Below are 23,547 nucleotides of genomic sequence, written 5' to 3'. Positions count from 1 at the left end.
CGTGGCGACCGGGGATTTCGCGCACCTTCACCTGCACACGCAGTACAGTTTTCTCGACGGGGCCAACCATATCGAGCCCCTGATGAAGCGTGCCTCCGAGTTCGGCATGAAGCATATTGCCGTGACTGACCACGGGCACATGTGCGGGGCGCTGGAGTTCTACCAGGCGGCAAAAAAGCACGGACTGAATCCGATCATCGGCATGGAGGCCTATGTAGCCCCGTTCTCGCGGCATGACCGGACGCCGGAAAAGGCCAAGTACGCCAACCACCTGATTCTGCTCGCCACCAATGAAACGGGCTACCGGAATCTCTGCAAGCTCTCGACGGCCGCCTACATGGAAGGGTTTTACCGCTGGCCGCGAGTGGACAAGGAACTCCTCTCCCGGCATGCCGAGGGGATCGTGGCCCTGTCGGCCTGCCTGAAGGGCGAGGTCGCCTACAAGATCACCCAGCACCAGTACGACGAGGCCCGTCAGGCCGCGCTCGACTACGACCGGATATTCGGCCGCGGAAACTTTTTCCTGGAGATACAGGAGAACGGCATCCCGCTGCAGCGCACGGTCAACGAGCAGATGCTTGCGTTCAGCAGGGAGCTCGGCATCCCGCTCTGTGCCACGGGCGACTGCCACTATCTGGAAAAGGACCAGGCCCGCGCCCATCAGGCGCTCATGGCCATCGGCTACCAGAAGACGCTGGCCCAGATGCAGGAGGGCCGCGAAGGCTACGAAGGCGCCGAACTGTGGTTCAAGGACGGCGATACCATTGCCAGGCAGTTCAGTTACTGCCCGGAGGCGGTGGCCAACTCCCTGGAGATTGCCAGCCGCTGCAACTTCGAGTTCAACCTGAAGGGTTATCACCCACCGACGTTTTCCTGTCCGGACGGCGTGACGGCGGAGGACTATTTCGAGAAGTGCGCCCGGGAGGGCCTCGATTCCCGTCTGGGCCGCCTGGAACAGCTCGGCCGGAAGCTGGATCCGGCCAGCCGCGACCGGTACCGCGAGCGGCTCGAATACGAAACCCGCGTGATCCGCGAGATGGGGTTTGCCGGCTATTTCCTGATCGTCTCGGATTTCACCCGGTATGCCAAGCAGAGGGGTGTACCGGTGGGGCCGGGCCGGGGATCGGCCGCCGGGAGCCTTGCCGCCTGGGCCCTGGATATCACCGACGTCGATCCGATCCCGTATGACCTGCTGTTCGAACGGTTCCTGAACCCGCAGCGCAAATCCATGCCCGATATCGACATGGACTTCTGCGAAGAGCGGCGCGGGGAGGTCATCACCTATGTCTCGGAGAAATACGGCGGGCGGGACCGGGTGGCGCAGATCATCACCTACGGCAAGCTGAAGGCCAAAGCCGTCATCCGGGACGTGGGCCGTGTGCTCGATATCCCGCTCCATGAGGTGAACCAGATCGCGGGTCTCATTCCCCTCCGGATTCCCGAGAAGGAAAACCCGCTGGACGTGAAACTGGAGGACGCGCTCCGCGTGGAGCCGCGGCTGAAGGAGAAGATCGCCCAGCGCCCGGAACTGACCGACCTGATGGGACTGGCCCGCACGCTGGAAGGCCTCTACCGGCAGGCATCCAAGCACGCCGCCGGTGTGGTGATCGCCGACCGCGACCTGACCGACTACCTGCCGCTGTCTCTCGTCAAGGGCGAGGATGTCGTCACCCAGTTCGACATGAAGGGCGTCGAGAAGATCGGCCTCATCAAGTTCGATTTCCTGGGCCTCAAGACGCTGACCCTTATCCATTACGCCGAGCGCGCCATCCGGAAGAACCACAAGCCGGACTTTTCGATATACGACATCCCGATGGATGACCCCAGGACGTTCGATGTCATCAGTAGTGGCGACAGCGTGGGGATTTTCCAGATCGAATCGGAGGGGATGAAGAATGCCGTCGTCCAGCTCCAGCCCCGGTCCATCGCCGAGATTTCCGACGTGCTCGCGCTCTACCGGCCGGGTCCGATGGACAACATCCCCGAGTTTGCCGACCGCAAGTTCGGCCGCCGGCGGACGACCTACCTCTTTCCGGAGCTGGAGCCGATTCTCGGCCCCACGCAGGGGATCATCGTCTACCAGGAACAGATCATGCAGATCTGCCAGGTCATCTGCGGGATGGATCTCGGACAGGCCGACCTGCTTCGCCGCGCCATCGGCAAGAAGGACCAGAAGGCCGTTGCCGAGCAGTGCGAACTGTTCGTCAAGCTTGCCGCCGAGCGGGGGTTTGACCGGGCGAAGTCGAGGGAACTGGCCGACCTGATCGCCAAGTTCGCCAACTACGGCTTCAACAAGTCGCACTCGGTCGCCTACGCCTTCGTCGCCTACCAGACGGCCTATCTCAAGGCGAACTATCCGGTGGAGTTCATGGCGGCGCTGCTTACCATCGAAGCCCGGGGGCAGGACGGCCAGAACAAGACGCTCAAGAACATCAACGAGTGCCGCCGCATGGGAATTGAGGTGCTTCCGCCCGACGTGAATGAAAGCGAACTGGAGTTCGCCGCCACAGGCAAGAAGATCCGTTTCGGAATGCACGGGCTCAGGGGGGTGGGAGCACAGGCGGCAACAGCCGTGATCGAGGCGCGTCAGAAGGAAAGCCGGTTCCGCAGCCTGTATGACCTTACTGCCCGGGTCGATACCCGCCGGGTGAACCGCAAGGTGTTCGAGGCGCTCATCGAATGCGGGGCGATGGACAGCTTCGGGCGGCCCCGCCGCCAGCTGTACGAATCACTCGAACCGGCCATAGCCGCCTCCGAGTCCGACCGGCACGACCGCGAAGTGGGGCAGGGCGGGCTGTTTGGCGGTTCGGCTGCCCTCGCAGTGCAGGAAAAATACGCTGAGGCGGATGAGTGGCCCAAACGGGAAAAGCTCCAGCGCGAGCGTCAGGTTCTGGGTGTCTACCTGACGGACCATCCGCTCCGTGAAGTCGAGGCGCAGTTCGCCCCATACCGTACCCACACCATCGCCGAGGTGCTGGAGTTGAGCGACCGGACACCGGTGCGGGTGCTGGCGCTTTGCACAGAGATCGCCGAGAAGCGGAACAAGAAGGGCGACCTGTATGCCAAGGCGCGGTTTGAAGACCCCACTGGTGTGCTGAACGTGTTTCTGTCAGCGGATACCTGGTCACGCATTCAGGTGAATCTCTATGGCGCTCCGGAACCGGCCGCCGCTCCGGCCGGGATTCCGGCTCCGGAAACCGGCGTGTCGCCGGAGCCAGGCGACGGGAATGGCAATGGCGCGAAAGCTGCCGGCATGGACCGCGGTCCCCTGCGCGTGACCGAGCCCTTCCTTCTGGTCGGTACGGTATCGAAGGAAGAGGAAGAGCTTCCTGCCGATACCGACATGCAGGACGAGGCCATGCGCCCGCGCACCAAGACCGTGGAAATCCGGGCCAGCGATGTCCTGGACTACGGACAGTTCCTCGAGAAATACGGCGAGCGGGTGGTGCTTTCCGTGGACCGGTCAAAGTGGGAACGGGGCCGCGCCGAACGGCTGATGGGGGATCTGCGCCGCCACCGGGGGGATGCGTCGGTTGTGATCGAGCTGAAGCTCGGCGATGGCCGCCGGCTTGAAGCGCAGCTCCCTTCCGATGTGTCGGTTCCGACCGCACCGGGGTTTCTCGAATTCGTCCGGACCCACTACCCTGAATTCGGACTCCGCGTGACCGTGCCCGAGCGCAACTATGTCTCCGAGCAGTCCGGCCCTGAATGGCGCCGCCGGTCCTGACGCGCCCCGGCAATCGCTTTCCTATGTGATGCAGCTCTCATTGATGCAGGGTGGCCGTCTGCTAGACTGCCGCCCGGAGGTTCCCGTTAATGCGCCGTATTTCCAGAGTGCCTTTGTGGCTGGGGCTCGCTTTCCTGCTGTCATTCCCGTCCGGGTCATTTGCCCAGGCAGGGGGGGCCGACATTGTGGAGAAGTTCGAGCACGGCGAGATCAACTGGACGAAGATGACCGTGCGGGCCTGGGGCGAAGGCCTCCCGAATCCGAAGCACCTCAATCCCGCCCAGGCGCGGATCGGGGCCGAACGTGCGGCGCAGGTGGATGCCACCCGCCGGCTGCTGGAGATGGCCAAGGGTGTCCGCGTGACGAGCGAGGCGACCATGCGCGACTACGCGCTCCTGAACGACCGGATCATGGTGACGCTCGAAGGCGTGGTGAAGGGGGCCATGCGGGTGGACACCGCCTACCACAATGACCGGGTGGTGGTGACGATGGAGATGCCGCTGACGGGCGAGATGCTGGCGGTGCTCCAGCGCGAGGCTGGCCGCCATTTGCGGCGTCCGCCGTCGGGCCTGAAGGTGGACGAATTCGAAAGCCGTCTGCCTTCGGGCGCTGCCCGTGATGCCTACGAGCGAACGCTGGACCGGCTCCGCCGGGATTCGGCCGAGTACCAGGCCCGGAAGGACGCCGAGGCGGCAGAAATCCGCGCCCGCCAGGAAGCGGCGCTGAAGGCGCAGAAAGAGGCCGAAGAGAAGGCCCGCCAGCTCAGGATCGAGGAAGAACGGCTGAAGTCCGAGGCTGACAAGGCCCGCCAGGACGCCGAGGTGAAAAAGGTGGCAGAAGCCGAGCGCAAGGCCGCCGAACAGAAGGCCAAGGAAGCCGAATACCAGCGCGAGCAGCAGAGGATAAAAGCCGAGGAAGAACAGCGGCGTGCAGCCGATGCCGCCCGCCAGCGGGAGCTTCTGGACCAGGAGATGAAGGAAAGGGCACTCGAGGAAGAACGCCGGGTGGCCGAGATCAAGCGGCTGGAGGCTGACGCGCTGAAGGCCCCGGCGGCCGCTCCCGCGGTGCCGCCGGCTGGTGGCTCTACCGGTCCCGACGGTGCCGTGGCGGCCGGTGCGGCTGCGGGTGGCGCCGTCGCTGGTGCGGCGGTTGCCGGACTGGCCACAACTGCCACCACGGCCGACAGCAAGCCGGTGGATTCCAGCTCGGACGTTCAGTGGTCCGGGCTGGTGGTGGATGCCCGCGGGCTTGGGCTCAAGCCCGCGCTGGTGCCGCGTATCTATTCGGATACGGGAAGCGACGTGTACAGTACCCAGGTCGTCGAGGTCGAAAACGCCACCCGGTCGGGGCTGGTGGGATACGCCCGCGACGTTGGCGCGGCTTCCCGGCACATCCGCGTGGCGAGCGATCCGGTGCTGGTGAAAGGCGTGCAGGCTGCTGGTACCCAGAAGTCCGATCTTGTGGTGTCCGGCGGCGATGCGAAGGTCGTTTCTGCAACCGACCGCAAGAACCCCTATCTCAAGAACGCCCGCGTCATGGTGGTGTTCAACTGATGGCAGTCCGGCGAGCGTTCCTTCTGGCAGTTCTCGCGCTGTTTTCCGCCGCTTCGTCCGTCCGCGCCGAGACGGAAGTCCTGACCGGCAAGCACCGCATTGTCTACGACATCGTGAGTGTGACGGGTGTCGAGGAACTCCGGGATTACGAGAACAATTCCTACCGGCTGAAGGTTCTCCAGAAGCCGGATCCTTACACGGTGCAACTCCTGGTGGAAGCGAAGCTGGACCCATTGGTGTCGAAGTCTCCGTTTCCGTTCCCGGCGGACCAGCTTCGGGCCGATGTACGCAAGTTTATGGGCCCTGAGGACCGCATACAGACCGGACATCCCGCGATCGCCTCCCGCGCGCGGGAGGTGACCGCCGGTGCAAAAACCGTCCTCGAAGCCGCTGAACGGATATCTGACTGGGTGCGTGACACGCTTACCTACGATGCATCGCCGTCGGTCCAGCAGGACGCCCTGAGCGTGATCCAGACGCGGCGGGGTTCATGTGTTGGCTACTCCACACTGACGGTGGCGATGCTCCGGTCCGTGGGGATACCGGCCCGGTACGTGGGTGGCTACCTACCGGTCGGATACGACTGGGGCATTTCCAAAAACTACTGGGGCGTGAAAACGTCGGGTGGCGGCTACCACGCGTGGAGCGAGATTTTTTATCCCGACGCGGGCTGGGCCTTTACCGACGGCGAGTATTCCAAGAATTTCGTCGATCCCTATCACATCGTCCGGTACATCGGCGGACACTACGGGCAGCAGGCGCAGATCGGCGAGGCGACGCTGAACGTGGACATGGGCGTCACGTACACGGTGGTTGAGGAAGAGAACACGACTTTTCCCATCGACGCCTATCCGCAGCCGAAGAACAAGATACTTGGCCGTGCGACACGGCCCCAGCAGGCGGCGAGCGCTTTCGGGATGGTGAAGGACAGCCTCGGAAACTTCGTCGAGTCGGGCAAGATCATTCTGTGGGAAGGCACCCGGGGGACCGTCACCCGCTTCAACCGCAACCGGTACTCGCTCACGGGGCTGGCGCCGGGGGCCTACCGTGTGACCCTGGAAGCCGACGGCTATTCGAAAACGGACATGGAGATCACCGTGGCGGCCCGTCAGGTACTCAGGAACGATATTACCCTGAAGATCGGCGCCCGTGTCGTGGTGGACCTGAACCCGCGTCCGCCGCGCTCCGCACTTGCGGATGCGGAAGTGTTCCTCTGGCAGGGGAGCCGCGGCACCGGCCAGATGTTTGATGACGACGGCCGGATCGTGCTGGGCGGACTTGAACCGGGAGTTGAATACACGCTGGCCGTGTCCATTCCGGGCTACGCCACCGCCGAGGAGAAGGTGGTGGTCAAGGCGGGTGACCAGCGCGAATTGAAGCTGGGACTGAAGCCCGGAGCGGTGCTCCAGGGGACGGTGAAGGACAAGTCTGGCTCGCCGGTCCCGTCGGCGCGGGTGATCCTCTGGAAGGGAGCCCGCGGGACTCCGAAGCCGGTGGGCAGCGACGGCGGATTCCGCCTGATCGGAGCGGGGGTAGGCACCCACAAGATCAGCGTCCGGGCCGATGGATACCGCGACTGGAATCAGGATCTCGCCGTGGAGCCGGGTAAAACGTCGTACCAGTTGAACGTAATTCTGGAAAAACGGTGATGCAGGACACGGGCTCGCCGTGATCTTTGGAGTATGTAGGGGTTCGTAAAGGAATTGAACCGGGCGAAGAGGCAGCTTGACCAGTTCATGAATGCCCTCCTAAGCTCGCCAAATCACATGAGGATTACCGCTGAGGACCTCAGCATAGGGGAGAACAGCATGTTTCCGATTTTCACTCGTAGGGCCCTGATCGCCGCCGCCTTTACGGCGGCTGCCCTGATCGTTCCGGCGCAGGCCCAGCAGACCCAGATTTCCAAGGCTGGGGAATACATCCAGAAGACCGAAAAGGGCGATATAAACTGGACGATTCTCAAGATGAAGGTGAAGGGGCAGGCTGCTCCGAACCCGAAGCACACGAACCCGGCCCAGGCCCGGATCGCCGCCGAGCGGGCTGCCAAGATGGACGCCCTCCGCAATGCCCTTGAAGTGGTGAAGGGCGTGGCGATCACGTCGTCGAGCACGGTCGAGGACTTCATGCTGACCAGCGACACGGTCAAGGCCGAAGTCAACGGCGTGATTCAGGGCGCCATCGTGGTCGACACGACCTACCAGAGTGATACCGGCGTGTCGGTGTTCATCGAAGTGCCGATCATGGGCGAACTGGCGGAGATACTGATGCCCAAGGAACTGGGTTCGGCCGTTCCCCCGGAAGTTGCGCCCGGCTCTCCGGCTCCCGCAATTGACGGCCAGGTTTATACGGGTCTGATTATTGATGCGACTGGCTTGGGCGTCCGTCCGGCCATGAGTCCTCAGGTTCTGGATGAAAACGGCGCTGTGCTCTATTCGGCCGCTACGGTCAGCCGTGAATATGCGCTGCAGATGGGGCTCGTCGGCTATGCCCGCGATGTCGCCACGGCCCGTGCCAACGATCGCGTGGGTGCTTCGCCCCTCGTCATCAAGGCCAAGGGCAAGCAGGGCGACAAGTCGGCTGACGTGGTGCTCTCGGCGGCGGATGCCGCCCGGCTGAACCAGATCATCCAGCACCAGAGTTTCCTCACCCATTGCCGGGTGGTGATTGTCCTGTAGACGCAACGGTATGGGCGGCGCCGGAGGCAGGGAAACGGTGCCACAGCCCTTTAGCAAGAGTACGGAAATATTCAGGGGGAAGCCAAGGAGATCATGATGATGAGCACAAGCAAACGGTCGGGCCGATGGATGGCGGCAACGCTGGTGGGTGTCGTCCTGCTGGCAGGATGCGGCGACAAGACGAAGCCGCGCGAATCGGTGGGGGTGATGGACAACCCCGATTCGCATGTGCGGCGTGCCCGTGACCTGATGTTCCGTGGCGATGCGGCCGAGGCGGACAAGTCAGTCGGCAAGGCCCTCGAACTGAACCCGAACTTCGGGCCTGCGCTCACGCTGCGGGCGGTCATCATGGCATCGAACCGCGATGCCAAGGCAAAGGATATCCTTGAAAAGGGACTCGCCGCCTGCGGCAAGGCCCGCGACTGCCTGTATGACGGCCATGTGAATGCCATCCGGGTGCATACGCATCTGGGCGGCGGGGAATGGCTGGCCACGGCACAGGAGTATTACGACAAGGCGGTCAAGGCGAACAAGGACCAGCCCGACGCCTATTACTGGATGGGCATTGCCTACCGGGCGGCATTCGATTTCACCCGTGCCAAGGATTCGTTCCGCCAGTCCATAGACAGCGACAAGTCGGCCAAGTTCTTCACCGAGTCGGCCACCCGCGAGTGGCAGAAGATGGGCGAGATCGAGATGGCCATGCCTGGCTCGCCGGTTGGCAAGCAGGTCGCCATCAAGGAAGAGATTTCGCGGTCGGATGTTGCTGCCCTGTTCACGTCCGAACTGGACCTGAAGCGGCTCTTCGAGAAGACCAGGAAACCGGACCTTTCGTTCAAGGACCCCAAGCAGCTGGCTGCTGCGAAAGCCAGGCAGGAAAAGCCTGCTCCCATTCCGGATGTGGCCGGTCATCCGCTCGAATCGAGCATCCGCGAGGTTCTGGATCTCAACGTGAAGGGTCTGGAACTGATCGAGGGCAAGTTTGACCCCGAGAAGCCGGTGACCAAGGCCGAGTTCGCGTTCATGATCCAGGATATTCTCGTCCGGGCCCTGAACGACACGGAACTGGAAACCAAGTTCATCGGGGAAAACTCCAAGTTTGATGACGTGCGGAGCGATAGCCCGTACTACAATGCCATCGTGGTTGCCCATTCCCGGGATATCCTGAAGCTCAAGGATTTCGCCAAGGGCTATTTCGGCCCGAATGATCCGGTCAACGGCGCCACCGCCCTGCTTGCCATCCGGCAGCTCAAGACCTCGGTCCTGGGCGCCTACTACTGATAGCGGACCGCCCCTTGCGGGGTGGCCAGCGCGCCGGGCGGAGTTCGCCAGTCCTGTGAAGCAGGTGGGGCTCCGCCCGCCGCATGTTGAGGGGAGAAAAGAACATGTCCGTCAAGCCTGGCCTCTGGATCAAGGGGATACTGGTGTCTGCCCTGTTCGGCATCCTGGCCGCGGCGTTTCCGCTCCAGGCCCAGGAAGACCCGGTCAGGGAAGTGACCGTTACGGGTGAATCGGTGCTGGAAGGGGACAATGTTGCGGTTGCCAGGGATCGCGCCCTTCAGGCGGCCTTCCGGAATGCCGTCGAACAGGTGGTCGGCATCGTCGTCCGGTCCGAAAGCGAGATGCGGGACTTCGAGCTTGTCCGGGACGAAATCTACTCTCAGTCGAAGGGGTTCGTGCAGAACTACGAAATCGTGAGTGAAGCGCCGTCAGGCGATGGCGCCTACAAGGTAACGATCAGGGCGCGGGTATCCACGAAGGTGTTGCAGGATTCGATCCGTGACATGGTGGATATCTATCTGGTGAAGAACTCGAACAAGCCCCGCACGATGATCTTCCTCAAGGAACAGAACGTCGGCGACACGACAGCGGCAGTCGAAAGCGCGAACCGGGGCGGCCGGGCCCTCGTTGAGTCGATTTCCATGGGCACCGTCGAAAACTCCATGACCCAGGTGCTTACGGACAACGGCTTTCCGATGATCGATCCCCAGACGGTGAGCAAGCAGATCGCGGTGGTGGGCGCCATCGGGGCGGCCGATATCACGGATGCGCAGGCCAAGAAGCTGGGCGAACTGACCAAGGCCGAGATCGTGATTTACGGCAACGCCTTTTCGAAGGCGGGCAACCAGATACCGGGTACCCCGCTGCATACTGTTTCGGGCGGCCTTTCCATCAAGGTGGTGCACACCGATACGGGCAAGATTATCGCGTCGGAAACACGCAGCGGTACCGGCTCCCCGCATATCAGTGCCGCCACGGCGGGCGAGAATCTCCTGAAAAAGATGGGTACAGAGTCCGCGGCGGTCCTGATGCCCAAGATCATCCGGGCACTGACGCAGGATGGCAGCGTGAATCTGGTCATCAAATTCCAGAACATGAGGTTCGGGGACTGGGTGGCTTTCAAGAAGGAGCTTCGGAACTCCTCGTCGAAGATCACGGCAATTGCCGACCGTCCGGTCGAGGGTAGCCAGCGGACTTACGAGCTGACCGTGAGCCGCGGCACGGCGACCGATCTTGCCGAGGAGATTTACGGGCACGAATTCCCCGGGTTCGAGTTTGAGGTGGTCGATACGACCCAGAATATCATCAACGCCACGCTGAAAAAGAAATAATGGGGACAGGCGACGCCATGAGGACCAGCTCCCTTTTTCCGTTGAGGCTTCTTGCCGCGGCGGTCATTTTTCCAGTGGTTGTTCACGCTCAGGCACCGGCCGCACCCAGACCGGCACAGGTGACGCGGCTTGACGGCGTTCTGGAAGCGGCCGTGGCCGAGGAAGGCCCCTGGAAGCCGCTGAAGCTGAAGTCGCCAGTGACTGAAGGAAATATCCTGAGGACTGGCAAGAAATCCCGTGCGGAAATCTCCCTGCCGGGTGACAGCGTGATGCGCCTGGGGCCCGAAACCCGCTTGCGGCTGACGAAACTGCACTTTCCTCCCGGCCAGAAAGCCCCACAGGTGGAGGCACGGCTGGCGGTGGGCCGTGTCTGGTCCCGGGTCACCCGCCTGTTCGGTGCTCCGGACCCGCAGTTCCGGGTCAGCGCAGGGAATGCCTTTGCCGGCGTCCGGGGGACTGCCTTCGAAATCGGCTACTTTCCGCTCGCCGGCGATAACGTGTCGCCTGACGGCGCTACCGGTCTGCTCAAGGTGTATGAAGGCAAGGTCGCCGTGGGAAGGTACGATCCCTTCAAGCCGGCGGATCCGGTGACTCCGGGCGGTATTGTTCCGCCCCGGGATGTCCAGGGCCCCGGCGATGTTCCTCCGCCGTTTCGTGACGTGACCCGAGAGGAGTGGACGCGGATACTCGAGGCGGGAATGCGCATGCCGTTCGGTGTTGGCGATCCCGCCACGGCCGAGCCGGAAAAGATCGATCACCAGAAAGACATGGAAGACGATTTCACCAGCTGGAACCGGGAGCTTGACGGGCTGACGGACCTGCCGGACGACGCGAAATAGTCTCCGCCGCCGGGGAGGGGAGCGCAGGCCTTGGCGACTCACGGACAAGGGGCTCCCCGTCGCCGCTCAGGCTGGCGGCGCTTCGTCCTGTGGAGCGCGGCGGGACTCTGCATCCTGCCCATCCTGCTGGCATCAGCGGTGCTCTTTTATGCCGAGCATGCTGACCGGGGCCGTCTCCGGTCGTTGCTGGTCGAACAGGTGAACCGGCGGATTGCCGGCGAGATAGAGATCGATTCGCTCCAGTTCACCCTGACCGGTACCCTGGTTATGGACGGCATCCGTCTATTGGCTCCGCCGCCATTCAGGCACCGGGAAGTTCTTTCCATCGGCCGGCTGGAGGTCCGGTGGTGGCTCCCTGCCATCATGAACCGGACTGTTGATCTGGACCGGATCGTGGCTGAAAAGATGGCGGTCGTTCTGGAAACCCTGCCGGATGGACGGATGGGTTTTGCGGAAGCCGTCGCGGCCCGGGACCGGCCCGCCTCTCCGCCGCCGGAGAGCGCACCAGAAAAAAAAGGCGGGCTTCCGGAACTGCCCGTCCGGTTCAGGATATCGTCGCTGGATATCCATGACGGATCGATTGCGGTGTACAGCCCTTCCAGCGAGACCCGAATCGGTCTTTTCAGTGCCGCACTTGGCGGAGAGTTGGCGGGTGGGAGGCTGACGGCACAGGTGAAGATTGTTCCGGCTGGTGAGGGCCGGTTGCGAGTAGTGTTTCTGGGTAATGGCGTCTTGGTGGAAACGGAGCTGGGCGGGCACCTGCTGTCGCAGTTCGATTCGGCAAACCCGTCCGCTCCCGGCATTTCGGCGGAACTGGCTACCGCTGGCCTTGATATCCGCAGGGACGGAAAATCCCTGCCGCTGGGTGAGGCGTCGCTTGCGCTCCGGAATGCTGAAACGCCCGGCTGGTACGATTTCAGGTTCCGGCTGGGAGAAATCCTGGAAGGCCGGGCGCAGTTCCGGCTGCCGGAAGGCGAACGGGGGTTGGGCATCGATGGCGGGCTGACCGCGAGGTTCGATCCGTTGCGTCCGGCAGCCGAGGCACTGGGCACTTCGCTTTCCGTGAGAGGCGGGGAACTGGCCGCACCCGTCGTGAAGGGTGAGATCAGGTTCAAGCCACTGGCTGTGTCGGTGGAAAAGCTGGAGCTGTCCGGCAGGGCGGATCGGATTGCCAGGGAAAATCTCGTCGTGGAGGGTCTCACCGGCCGGATCAGTTCGAAGCGGTTCGAGTGGCAGGGCCCCGGTGACCGTCACCCGCAGGGCATATTCCAGAGTGGAGAAGCCGGTTCGGTAAATGCAGAAATCCAGATGGCATCAGCCACTAACGGGCCAGAACTCAGTATCGCAGGAATCAGGACGAGTCTCGTGGCTGGCGCCCCGAAAGGCGTCGTTCAGGGAACCCTGTCGGCTACTGTCGCCGACATTCTGGTCGCCGAAGCGGGTGATCCCGCCCCCCGTTTCCGCGGCGGACTGGACGCATCGGTGGCATTTTCGGCTGATGCCGCTCTGGAAACGGTCACTGCCGATCCGGTCCGGCTGGAACTGCTGCGGGCGCGGGTAACCGTTCCTCAACTGCTCGCCCTCGACCTGCCACTGGTTTTCCGGAGCCGGGCGGTATTCAGCGGACTGGCGCGGTCCCTGACCGTGGAGGCGGCGCAGTTCGGTGTCGCTGACTGGCTGACGGTTCGTGGAAGTGGCCGTGTGTCGGCCGCCGCCCCGTCGCCATTTGCGGCCACCGTGTCGGCTGAGATGGACCTTGGGCGTCTTGGCCGGGCGATCGAACCGGTGCAGGAGAAACACTCAGGCCTGGATTCGCTGGCCGGAGAAGTGCGTGTCGAAGGCAGCGCATCTGGCAGCATCATGCCGTTCCAGTCGGACTTCCAGTCTGAAGCCAGTATCAGGCTCTCGATGCCGGATCCGGATGGAAACCTTGCGGTCGGCAGGCTGGAAGGAAGCGGCGAACTGTCCGGGCGCATGGGTGCTGGCGCGATGGTGGAGCGGTTGCTCGGCAAGATTGGCTGGCACGCCTACCAGGTCCGCTACGGCCGTAACCGTGCCGGCGAACTGGGGACCACAATTTCGTTCACTCCTGAAAGCCAGCCGGGGCTCATCCGGACGGCGGTGGAGTTCTGGGCGAGGGAGGTCATCATAGACGCGCTCGGGAGCGATGCGGCACCGGATATCTCGTTCTGGCTCCGTATGGTGGCCGATCCGGGTCGTCGCCGCGTGCGAGAACTGTCGGCCCCGTTCACCCTGAAGGATACGCTGAACGGCCGGATCGAGGGCGAGGCGGATTTATCCGGGCAGCGGCCGCGGCTCGATATCCGTACCCGCATTGACCCCTTCTCGGTGGCCAACCTGGTCCGCCGGATGCCGGAAACCATCCGGCAGACTGCCGCCCGTTACCGGCCACAGGGTACCGGGACGGCTGATATCCGTGCAGTTGGCCAGTTGCCGGGTCCGGATGTGATGGTGACGGGCGAACTTCCCATCCGGCTGGAGGGAATTGCTTCGCTGACGGACATTTCTGCCGTAATGGGCGATACGACGGTACGGGGAGGAACAGGACATCTCGTATTCCGTAACGGAAATGAACGGCAGGAACTGGATGCCAGGATTGCCGCGAAGGAGATTCTCACGCCTGGCGCCGAAAAGGTTCTGGAGGATACTGAAGCCGAGGCTCGCCTGAGCTACGCAAATCTCAATCAGATCGAACTGGACCGGTTTACCGTTGCCCAGCCGGTTGCGGGGTTCTCCGCCGAAGGTACCGGGAATTTCGAGCAGCTTTTGTCGAAACCGAGAGCCGGTTTCCGGATATCATACGGGTTGCAGGTCGAGGACGCCGCAATGACGGCCGGCCGGGGTTTGTCGGGAAGCGGCAGGGTGAGCGGCAACCTCCGGATCAACCTGCACAGCCTGAAGGAAGCCGAACTGGCGGGCAGCGCCGACATGGATAACGTCTCGGTGCGGATGGGCGAACGGCTTCAGGTCAGGGAAATCAACGGACCGGTCACGGCCGTCCTGATCGCCCGGATGGGACCGGATGGCCTCGTGATCCAGCCGGTACGTGAGCACGGTGTGCCGCCGGAAGCCCTGTCCATACTGGAACGGAGACTCTCCTGGATCGATCCCGGCGGAAAACCGCTCCGGTTCAAGGAGGCATTGTACGGAACAGCCAGGGTGGATGATTTTTCGGCGGTCGTTACCGTGGACGGGGATGTGATCCGCTGCCGCCAGATGGAGGCAAGGCTGCTGGAGGGGGTGCTGATCGCCGAGCTCGAGATGCACTACTATCCGGCCACGTCGCTCTGGCTGGAAGGTTCCATGTCGCGTCTCAACACGGAAACACTCATGGTGGGCCGGAGCAGCTTTCAGGTAATGTCCGGAGACTACCTCGTGAACCAGAACGTCAGTCTGCGTCTGGCTCCCGGCGGCGGAGTGGACGCACGGATCAACGTTACGCGGATCGGAAAGGAAGCCCTCGACGGCCTTCTGGACCTCATGGATCCGGAACGGACGGACCCGCAGATGAAGAATATCCGCGAAAAACTCGGTATAGGTCTGGTTCCTGACTACGTGTTCATGCGGGCCGAGCACGGATATCTCAACATGATCGTGGCGCTGAAACCCCGGCTCATCACCCGCAATATCGGGGATTTTTTCACGAGCGCGGCAATCCGGCTGCTGCTGCCGGTGCTGGGCCGGACGGTTCTGAAGCTTGAGCAGCACATCAACCGGATACCGCTGGCCGTCATCATGGACAATCTGCGGCGGAAGCAGGGGACACAGTGAAACCCGGACTGATGCTGGCAGGGGCCTTGGCGCTGCTCGCTCTCCTGGCGGGAGGCTGCAACCCGACGATCGTCATCCTCGGGTTGCCGGAGAAAACCGCGCTGGAAAACCAGGTCCTGGGCACTTACGAATATCTTCGCCGTGACGACCGGTTTCTGGCTGCTGTTCCGGGCGTGGATGTCCGGGGCGACATGTCCGGACTGACCGCGGCGGATGCTCCTGCCGAAAGCCTCTCGCTGGTCCGGCAAAACGTCCTCAAGGCGGTATTGCATCAGGAATACCAGCGGGATGAACTGCTTCAGATCAAGGCAGCCGGTTTCGTGGGTGAAGCGAACACGGGTTATTTGTTCGTTTTTGCCAATCGCCTGCCGGCGGCTGACCGGGACCGGCAGCGGATCGAACGGATAGCGGCCGACGAGAATACCGACCGGCGAACGATCGTTGATGGCGTGATCTCGATGAATCCGAATCTCTCGGAAATCGACCGGCCGCAAGTGGAAGCGGTATTCGCCAGGCTCTACCGGGACGGTGCCCGGACCGGGGACTGGGTGCAAACACCCTCCGGACAGTGGGAACAGATGAAGTGAAATCCCTGGCTGTGCTGTGCCTGGCGGCGGTATTGCTGGTGCCGCATTCGGGCTGTGCCCGCAAGCGGCAGTGGTTCCAGCCTGCCCGCCCCGCCGTGGAAGCTCCCGCCGCGTCACTCGCCGAATACCTGAATCCACCCATGCTTCCGGTGTCGGTCCATCATCGCGGCGATTTTGATCCGGCCCTGAGCCGCGATGGACAGAAGCTGGCATTCGTATCGGCCCGGTCGGGAAACTGGGATATCTGGTCGGTCGATCTCGATACAGCCGCTGCGCCAGTCCAGATCACCAGCCATTCAGCGGCGGACTATGCACCGGCAATTTCGCCGGACGGGAAACGGATCGCCTTCATCACCCGTCGGGAAGATGCGTATGGAGATCTTGCCGTTACCGATTTCCGGGAAGGCGAAAGGAATGTCTCCGTCCCTCCCGGCCAGGCGGGCTCCGGTGAGGAAGACCCGGTCTGGCTGGATAACCGCCGGCTCATGGTCACCCGGGTGACTGGAAGCCGCCGGAGTCTGGAAGTTTTCGACACGAAAACGGGCGAGTTCAGCAGTATCGGCCCTTCGGGTGCGTACAGTGCCGACGTTTCGCCCGACGGCCGCTGGGTGGTCTTCACCCGCAGGAGCCGCAACCGCCGCCAGATCGAGGTGGCGCCGAGGGATGGCATGAAGCTGGGCAGGGCAGCACGGCTGACGGACTTGCCCTTTGAAGAGGCGATGGCGGTCTTTGGCGACGGCCGCATCTTTCTGGTGGTATTCGCCGATGATACCAATATGGACGGGGTGATCGACACCGCCGACCGTACGACGCTGTGGTCCGTGTCGTTCGATACCGCCACTGGAAAGGCCGGACGTGACTATCAGGCGCTCACTTCGTCGGCCAGCACGGCCACGCTGCCGGCTACCGCGGGCGGCCGGCTCGTCGTTACATCGGACAGGTCCGGGCAGCTGAACCTCTGGAGTCTTCCCTACAGCCAGCGTCCCCCGGATTCGATGGAGGAACCGCTGGCCGTGGTCCGTGCGGTTCCGGGTCCGGCAGACCGGCTGCTCGCCTGGCGGCGCATGATTCCGGAGATATTCGGAGAGGATACTGCCCGGGCAGCCCACTACTACCGTGCCGAGGAACTCCTGAAGCTGGGGCTCTGGGGGCCCGCCCTGTCTGCACTGGAAAGGATGATCCAGGGAAGTAGCGACTACTGGGCCCGCCGGGCGGAGATTCTCAAGATTTCCCTCGACCAGCAGATTCTCCGCGCCACAGGGCTTCCGCTGGACGATCCGGAACTGGTCACGGCGTTCGGGGAATATGAAACCGGACTCCGCTCCCGCGTGGAGAACAGAGGGCTGGAAATGCCGCTCCGTGCATTCGCGCTGCTGGAACTGGGCCGCCTTTACGGCGGTTATCGCCAGCCTCTGGCTGCACTGGATGCATTCCGCCGCGTGGAAGCGGAGTACGGTAGCGAGCGTGATATCGCCGGTGCGGCGACACTGGAGCGGGCGGCGATATTTGCCGAAATGGGCGAGCAGTCGGCGGCAATCGACCTTTTGAGGGCGGTGGTCCGAAGCTACGGACCGGTGGAAAGTGTCCGTTTTGAGGCGGCCGAGCGGATGATCCGGCTCGCATCGGAGCTCTACGCCGCGCCCGAGGACCGGATTGCCGCGCTCCGGCGGCTGGAACTGGATGCTCCCGATTACCTGCGCGGCCGGGTCGGCCTGAAGGTCGCCGGGGTCTATCGCGAGACGGGCCAGTTCAGGTCAGCGGAACTGGAACTGACGGCCAGTCGCGGCCTGTATCTTGCCGATCCTGCCTTGCGGAGGGACTGGGCCCCGGCGCTCATCGCACTTGCAGTCCAGTCTGGCGAGAGCCGCATGCTGCTCGAGCACCAGCAGGAACTTGCCGGAGCCGGGCCTGAGGCGGCGACGGCGCTGGTGGATGCGCTGTTGTACCTCGCCGCCCGGCTCCCTCCGGATACGGAAGCCCACCGCCGGCCGCTGCTTGAACTTGCGCTCCGGATTGATCCCGACTGCCCGGAGGCGCACTACGCCCTGGGATTTTCCCCTGCTACGGAGCACGAACCGGCGCGGTCCCCGGATACGCTCCCACCAGTCAGGGATGAAGCCACCCGCCGCTACGTCGCCGCCCTGGAGGCATGGAGGCAGGACCGGTCGAAGCGCGGGGCTGAGCGGGCCATATCGTATCTGGAGGATGCCCTGGCGTTCCGGTTTGACCGGCCCGACCTGCACCATTTTCTTGGGTACTTGTACCAGATGCTTGAGCATTTCCTTATCATGGAGGGCGCGACATTCTCGGCCCGCCAGAGCGCGGGCCATCTGGAAAATGCCATCACCGCCTACCAGACGGCCCTCGTATACGCCCGGCAGGGGAGACAGCCGGAAAGGGAGCGGGAACTGGAACTCGCTATCGGACTGGCATTCCTCGATTTCCCGGCTCCCAACTACCGGGATGCATCGGAATTCCTCGGAAGGTATTTCCGGTCCGGTGACTACCCGCGGGATGAACGGCGGGCCCTGCTGCTCTCCGACAGGTGGATGCGGACCCTGTTCCATGCTGAAAGATTCGGGGAAGCAGTCGGTGCCGCAAGGGTGGCGCTGGAAATGGCCCGCAAGGCCGGTGACCGGCGGTTTGAATTGGCGATTACCGGCTATCTCGGACTGATTTACCAGGTGACGGAGCAGCCATCGGAAGCCGCTCAAGCGTTCGAGGCCGCCGGGGCGCTGGCGGAGGAACTGGGCGAGACAGGTTCGGAACACATACTCGCCCGGAACCTGGCCATCGAGCGGTACCGCATGGGAGATCATGCCGGAACGCTCCGGGAACTGGAGCGATGGGAACTGGCGCTTTCCCGGAATGCGAAGGCAACAGATCGCCGGGCCGGTGCTTCCCCGGCGACCTTCGCCATCAAGCTGGGAGTCACGGCGACGGATGCGCCGTGGGGCTTCAGCGTCCGTGACGAGACACGGCTCGGCGAAACCTGGCGAAGCCGGGCGATGGAGGCTATCGGCAACCGGGAGGGGGCCATTGCCGCCGCCGAACGGATGCTGGAAGTGAAACCGGCCGCCGACGATATTGACGGCAACCGGCAGCGCGCCTCCGCACTTAGCCGCCTGGGTGCGATGCTCTACCGGTCAGGCGATACGGCAGGGGCGCTGGAGCGTTTTGACGACGCCTATGAACTGGCGGTCAAATTCGGAGATATCGCAGGGCAGGCGACCGTGGTGGCCAGCCGGATGGCACTGCTGGTGGAAAATCCCGGCGAAGAGGGTGCTGGTCTGTGGACCGGCCGGACGAACCAGCTTCTCAAGGATATTGACGCTCGCAAGGCACAGGGAGCGGCAGTGGATCTCCGCATAATGGCGGATCTCCTCACCTTGAGCGGGCTGGTGCTGCTCCGGACGATGCCACCGGATGCCGATGCGGCCCAAAGGCTTCTTCCGCTGAAACGGTTGATACGGGCCCGCCGGGTTTTTGCCGACTACGAAAGATTGACCGGCCGTTCCACTGTGCGGGAACGCCTCACAGGCCTGCTCGACGAGGCCTGGGCTTTTTCGGCTGCCGGACTTCCGGAAGGCGTGGCTGAATCCCTGACCGAGTTTTCCGAACTGGCCAGCCTCTATCGCGTTGGTGATGCCGGTTTGTGGGGGGATGCGATGCGGTGCGAACTCCTCGATGAACCGGCTGCCTGCGGCCGGTTTGTCTCGCATCTGGATCAGTCCGGCCCCTGGCAGCCGTCCTTCCTTCCTGCCGGTATCCGGAGCCGCGCGCTCCGGCGGACACTGGGGGCAGTAGCGGACCGTTTGTACCGGGAAGCCGCCGGGACGGCGAAAGAGGCCGATCTGGAAAAGCTGGTCGAATATGAGGAGAGATCCCGCCGGATCAGTACCATCTGGACGCTCGGGACTTCCCTCACGCCGCCTGGCCGGGAGGCTGACCGGGATCTGTTCAGGGAGTTCCGCGAGGCGTCGGATAAATGGACGGAGGCGGTATCGGCCCTGCTGGCAGTTCCTGAACGGGAAGCGTCGGGCAAGTCGCTGGCCAGGTTCCGGGAACTCCAGCGGGCGGCCGATCAGGCCCGCACCCGGTACGCCGCCGCACTTGGGACGATTCAGGATAAAGCGCCAGAACTTGGCTATCTCCTGTCGGTCAGGCCGCCGAAGGCATCCGATATCCAGTACGATCTGGGCCCGGACGAGCGGATCGTTTTCGCGCTGGAAGGCCGGGAGGAATCGTTCATCATCATGAACGATCGTCATTTTGTTCTGGCCAGCATGGATGCACTGGCAGCTGGAGACGGTCCGGGGACGGTGACGCACTGGGTGTCGGCCGCTGCACCCCCCGTGCCAGTCACATCACGATACGTGTCTGCCGCGCATTACGTCACGGCTTTTGCCCGCCGGAACATCAACAAGCGGCGGGGGCTGCTCGTCTCCAGCGCGGCGGTCCGTGACGGTTCGGCTCCCCGCGCCCGCGAACTCCAGAAACAGCTGGAAACGCTCGCTGGTGCCATCCCCGGTATCCGGGGCTTCTTCTACGACGACAACGGACCGGATGCCTTTGTCGCGGATGCGTCGAATCTCGCCGGGCAGTATCACTTCGTTCACCTGCTCTCTCCGGTGACCGGGCGTGGCAGCGAAACCGCGCTGGAGCTGTCCGGCGGGCGTCTGCCAGTCACAAGGTTCACGTCGCTTTCCGGTGAGCCGCACCTGTGGGTGGTGACCGGATTCCAGCCGGATCACCCGCTGGAGCGGCAGGTTTTCATGGAGATGGCTGCCTATGCCGGCGCTCCGGCCGTGATTCTGGGAACCGGTGCCGCCCGGCCGGAGGATGAACTGGAGGCGTGGGCTGCTTTCTACCGTGAGACGCTCCGGTGGCAGGCTCCCCGCACGGCCGAAATCTGGCGGAAGGCCCAGGACAGCGTTACCGCGTTCAGCCGGTATGCGTTTTTCGGATATCCGGGCATTGACGCTGGCAGCGTGAATGCCTTTGCCCGGACGCTCATCAACGATCTTGCCAACCGGGCGGCTTCCGGGGCAGCCGGAAAACGCTGGCCGGAGGCGGCGCTGGCCGCCGAGCGGGCCGTGACGACGATGGACGTGATCGGTGTCGATCCGCGCACGCTGGTCCAGATGCTGAATGCGGCGGTGTATGCCCTCAAGCAGATGCGCGAGTGGGAGCGGGCGGCGGCATACGAGGACCGGCTCGCGCGGATCTACGCCGAAGCGGGCGCTACGGTGCAGGCGGCTCAGGCCCTGTACTTCGCGGGTCAGGACTACCTGCGCGCCAACCGGTTTGAAGATGCCTTCGAGCGGTTCGAGGATGCCATTCGGGCGGCGGGGGCGAACCGGCAGATGTTGCTGGTGATCGAATCCGAATGGGGGCGGGGGCTCGCGCTCGCGGGGCAGGGGAAAGCGGCGGTGGAGCGGTATACATCGGCCATCGCTCATGCGGAGGCCGCTGGCGATGCAGCGAGCCGTGCCGAACTTCTGTTCAACCGCGGCCGCGTGCAATACGAACAGACGGAAAACCACGACGGTGCGGCGGCCGACCTGGAGGCGGCCATCCGGATTGCATCGTCTCTGCTGCGTCAGGCACAGGGCTCTCCCCAGCCTGGAGACGAAACCGCCGCGCTGGAGCAGGCGGTTTTCCGCAACCGGCTCACACTGGCGCTCGTGGAAAGTGCCCGCGGGCGGTATCAGGTTGCCGAAACCGCGCTGGGAGAACTCGCCACCGAGGCGGCGCGGCGCGGGCTGGGGGAGCTGGAGTTTCAGGCGCGGCTCTACCGGGCGACGGCCCTGAGGCAGCTGGCGCGGCCGGATTCGGCGATAGAAGTTATCGCGCCGCTCCTTAAGGAAAGGCCGGCGTCGCTGGCGGCCCCTGCGGGCGATGGCCCCGCCGCCGACCTGCTTAACCTCGCGGCACTTCTCTACTGGTCACTGGGCCGCGAGGAGATTTCGGTCGGTTTTTCGCAAGGGGCGCTCGTTCATGCGCGCCGTGAGGCCGATCCCGGCCGGGTGGCTGCCATTCTGGTCACACTCGGGACATCGCTTCGTGTGCTCGGCCAGCACGATGAGGCACGGCTTTACCTCGCTGAAGCGGCGGGGATCGACCGGCAACGGGAAAATCCGGCGGGACTTTCCGGCGCTCTCAGGCAATTGGCGCTGATTGCGCTGGATTCAGGCCGCATGGCGGAAGGTCGGAAATTTCTGGATGAAGCCGTCGCCTCCGCTGCCGCCAGCGGCCACCGCAGGACCGAACTTGAACTTCGCTGGCTTCGCGCATCCCGCTTGGAAAATGCTGGCGGAGAAGACATGGAATCCCTGCACACCGCCGCCCGGGAACTGGGCGATCCCGGCCTCATTGCGCGGACGGCTGCACCGTTCCCGGCTGTTTCAGCCGCCGAGGCATGGCTTCTGGAACCTCCGTCCTCGCCCGCCACGGAAGCGCGGTCGGGGCTCGCCGTGGCCAAGGCCGCCATATTCCGCCGGGCGGCCCGCGAACTGTCGGCCGGCGATCCTCCCGCGGCCCTCCGGTTCTGGGAGCGCGGCCGCCGGAAACTCCTTCGGGACCGGATGTGGGAAACGGGGCTTTCCCGTCGCGCGCTGGAGCCGGTCCTTCTGCCCGATGGTGTCCCGGGTGCTGCCTGGCATGACCGGGTGGCAGAGGCGGTGAGTGCCCGGCGCAGATACCCGGTTGCCATGCCGCCGGGGGCGCACCCGGCGCTGGCGCTTCTCCGCGACAGTCCGGACTTTTCGCTGCCCGGAGTCGCTCCGGGTTCGGTGGTGCTGGTTCCGGTCGATCTCGATGGAGAGGGAGCCATTCTCTGGTGGACGCTGGACAGCCGCGGGGTGGATGCCTCGGAGCTGACGTTCGAACCCGGATCGCTGGCCAGAACCGTTCCAACCCTTGCCGAGACAGTTCGCTCACAGGGCCGCTACGAACCGGTATGGGATTCCTTCCGGGAGAAGTTCCTGCCCGGGAAAATCCGGACGCTGCTGGATACCCTTCCACCGGGCGCTGCCGTGATGCTGGTGCCTGACGGGCTGCTGGAGCAGCTTCCGGCCCCACTGCTGGGGGCCCGCCGGCAGGATGGAGGTGTCTGGTCTCCCCGGCTCGCCGTGTCGTCGCTGGGGGCACTGTGGGAACTGGAACCGGTAGCCGTCCGTCAGGAGTTCCGTCCGGACCGGAGTCGCATGGCCGGGGCGAACCCGTCACGGGTCCGGGCTGGCTTCGGGCTGGATCTCGACAGCCGGGGCGGCGCCGATTTCTTCGGACAGGAACGGACCGTGATCGAAACGCGGGGGCCTGCGCGGGGCTGGCTCCACTGCGCCGACCGGCTCAGGATTTCGCCGGTTTCCCCGGCCGGTGTTACCTGCGGGCCGGACCGGATTTCCGTGATCGAGAGCACATCCCTCTCGGCAAGCGTGATGGACGGTGGCGTACCGCCGGATTCGGTTACGGTTCTGGCGCTCCGGGCGCCATCACTCATGCGGGGCGCACGGAATCCGTGGGTGCTGCCTGGCTGGCGGCGGGGCGCAGTGGGCGCCCGGATCTACCGGCAGGGGTATGGGGCACTGCAGAAGGGGCAGTTGCCGGCTGCTGCCTTCCTCGGCGCGGCCCGTGATCTGGACGGGACGTATGGCCACCCGTTCGCCTGGGCCGGTACGGCGCTTTACGGACCAATTGCCTCCACCGGGGAATAATGTAACGTGAATCACCGAAATTGCCCGTTCCGGCAGGTTCTAAT

The 23,547-nt window shown here is 63.9% G+C and carries 10 protein-coding genes; all 10 read left to right on the top strand.

All coding sequences use genetic code 11. The features are described 5' to 3' along the window. Position 1: 1 nt before the first annotated feature. Positions 2-3,727, top strand: a complete 3,726-nt coding sequence (dnaE, locus tag KIT79_12175; protein ID MCW5830059.1) for a DNA polymerase III subunit alpha — start codon at positions 2-4, stop codon at positions 3,725-3,727. 89 nt (positions 3,728-3,816) lie between these two features. After that, positions 3,817-5,280 (top strand): hypothetical protein, encoded by a 1,464-nt coding sequence (locus KIT79_12170; protein MCW5830058.1) that lies wholly within the window; start codon positions 3,817-3,819, stop codon positions 5,278-5,280. Then, a complete protein-coding gene (locus KIT79_12165) occupies positions 5,280-6,929 on the top strand; it encodes a carboxypeptidase regulatory-like domain-containing protein (protein ID MCW5830057.1) in 1,650 nt (549 codons plus the stop codon). Before KIT79_12170 ends, KIT79_12165 begins: the two co-directional genes overlap by 1 nt. 159 nt (positions 6,930-7,088) lie before the next feature. Next, positions 7,089-7,955 carry an LPP20 family lipoprotein gene (locus KIT79_12160; protein ID MCW5830056.1) on the top strand — a complete coding sequence of 289 codons (867 nt, stop codon included), beginning with the start codon at positions 7,089-7,091 and terminating at the stop codon, positions 7,953-7,955. Positions 7,956-8,054: 99 nt separating this feature from the next. Then, a complete protein-coding gene (locus KIT79_12155; protein ID MCW5830055.1) occupies positions 8,055-9,236 on the top strand; it encodes an S-layer homology domain-containing protein in 1,182 nt (393 codons plus the stop codon). 104 nt (positions 9,237-9,340) lie between these two features. Next, positions 9,341-10,567, top strand: coding sequence for a flagellar assembly protein T N-terminal domain-containing protein (locus KIT79_12150; GenBank protein MCW5830054.1), 1,227 nt, complete (start codon positions 9,341-9,343; stop codon positions 10,565-10,567). Between the two features lie 17 nt (positions 10,568-10,584). Next, on the top strand, positions 10,585-11,406 hold the full coding sequence (locus tag KIT79_12145; GenBank protein MCW5830053.1) for a FecR domain-containing protein: 822 nt from the start codon (positions 10,585-10,587) through the stop codon (positions 11,404-11,406). A gap of 30 nt (positions 11,407-11,436) precedes the next feature. Beyond that, on the top strand, positions 11,437-15,198 hold the full coding sequence (locus KIT79_12140; GenBank protein ID MCW5830052.1) for a hypothetical protein: 3,762 nt from the start codon (positions 11,437-11,439) through the stop codon (positions 15,196-15,198). Further along, positions 15,195-15,785: a DUF1318 domain-containing protein gene (locus KIT79_12135; protein ID MCW5830051.1), complete on the top strand. Its 591-nt coding sequence runs from the start codon at positions 15,195-15,197 to the stop codon at positions 15,783-15,785. The genes KIT79_12140 and KIT79_12135 overlap by 4 nt, the downstream gene beginning before the upstream one ends. Further along, on the top strand, positions 15,782-23,503 hold the full coding sequence (locus KIT79_12130) for a PD40 domain-containing protein (GenBank protein MCW5830050.1): 7,722 nt from the start codon (positions 15,782-15,784) through the stop codon (positions 23,501-23,503). Before KIT79_12135 ends, KIT79_12130 begins: the two co-directional genes overlap by 4 nt. Positions 23,504-23,547: the final 44 nt, after the last annotated feature.

The sequence above is a fragment of the Deltaproteobacteria bacterium genome (genome assembly GCA_026129095.1).
Lineage (GTDB): Bacteria > JAGRBM01 > JAGRBM01 > JAGRBM01 > JAHCIT01 > JAHCIT01.
The sequence above is the reverse complement of the archived record's forward strand: the minus strand, read 5'-3'. Positions and strand labels throughout refer to the sequence as shown.

Coding starts and splice junctions, on each gene's coding strand:
- KIT79_12170 (MCW5830058.1), top strand. CDS start 3,817: ATGCGCCGTATTTCCAGAGTGCCTTTGTGGCTGGGGCTCGCTTTCCTG.
- KIT79_12160 (MCW5830056.1), top strand. CDS start 7,089: ATGTTTCCGATTTTCACTCGTAGGGCCCTGATCGCCGCCGCCTTTACG.
- KIT79_12165 (MCW5830057.1), top strand. CDS start 5,280: ATGGCAGTCCGGCGAGCGTTCCTTCTGGCAGTTCTCGCGCTGTTTTCC.
- KIT79_12150 (MCW5830054.1), top strand. CDS start 9,341: ATGTCCGTCAAGCCTGGCCTCTGGATCAAGGGGATACTGGTGTCTGCC.
- KIT79_12155 (MCW5830055.1), top strand. CDS start 8,055: ATGAGCACAAGCAAACGGTCGGGCCGATGGATGGCGGCAACGCTGGTG.
- KIT79_12145 (MCW5830053.1), top strand. CDS start 10,585: ATGAGGACCAGCTCCCTTTTTCCGTTGAGGCTTCTTGCCGCGGCGGTC.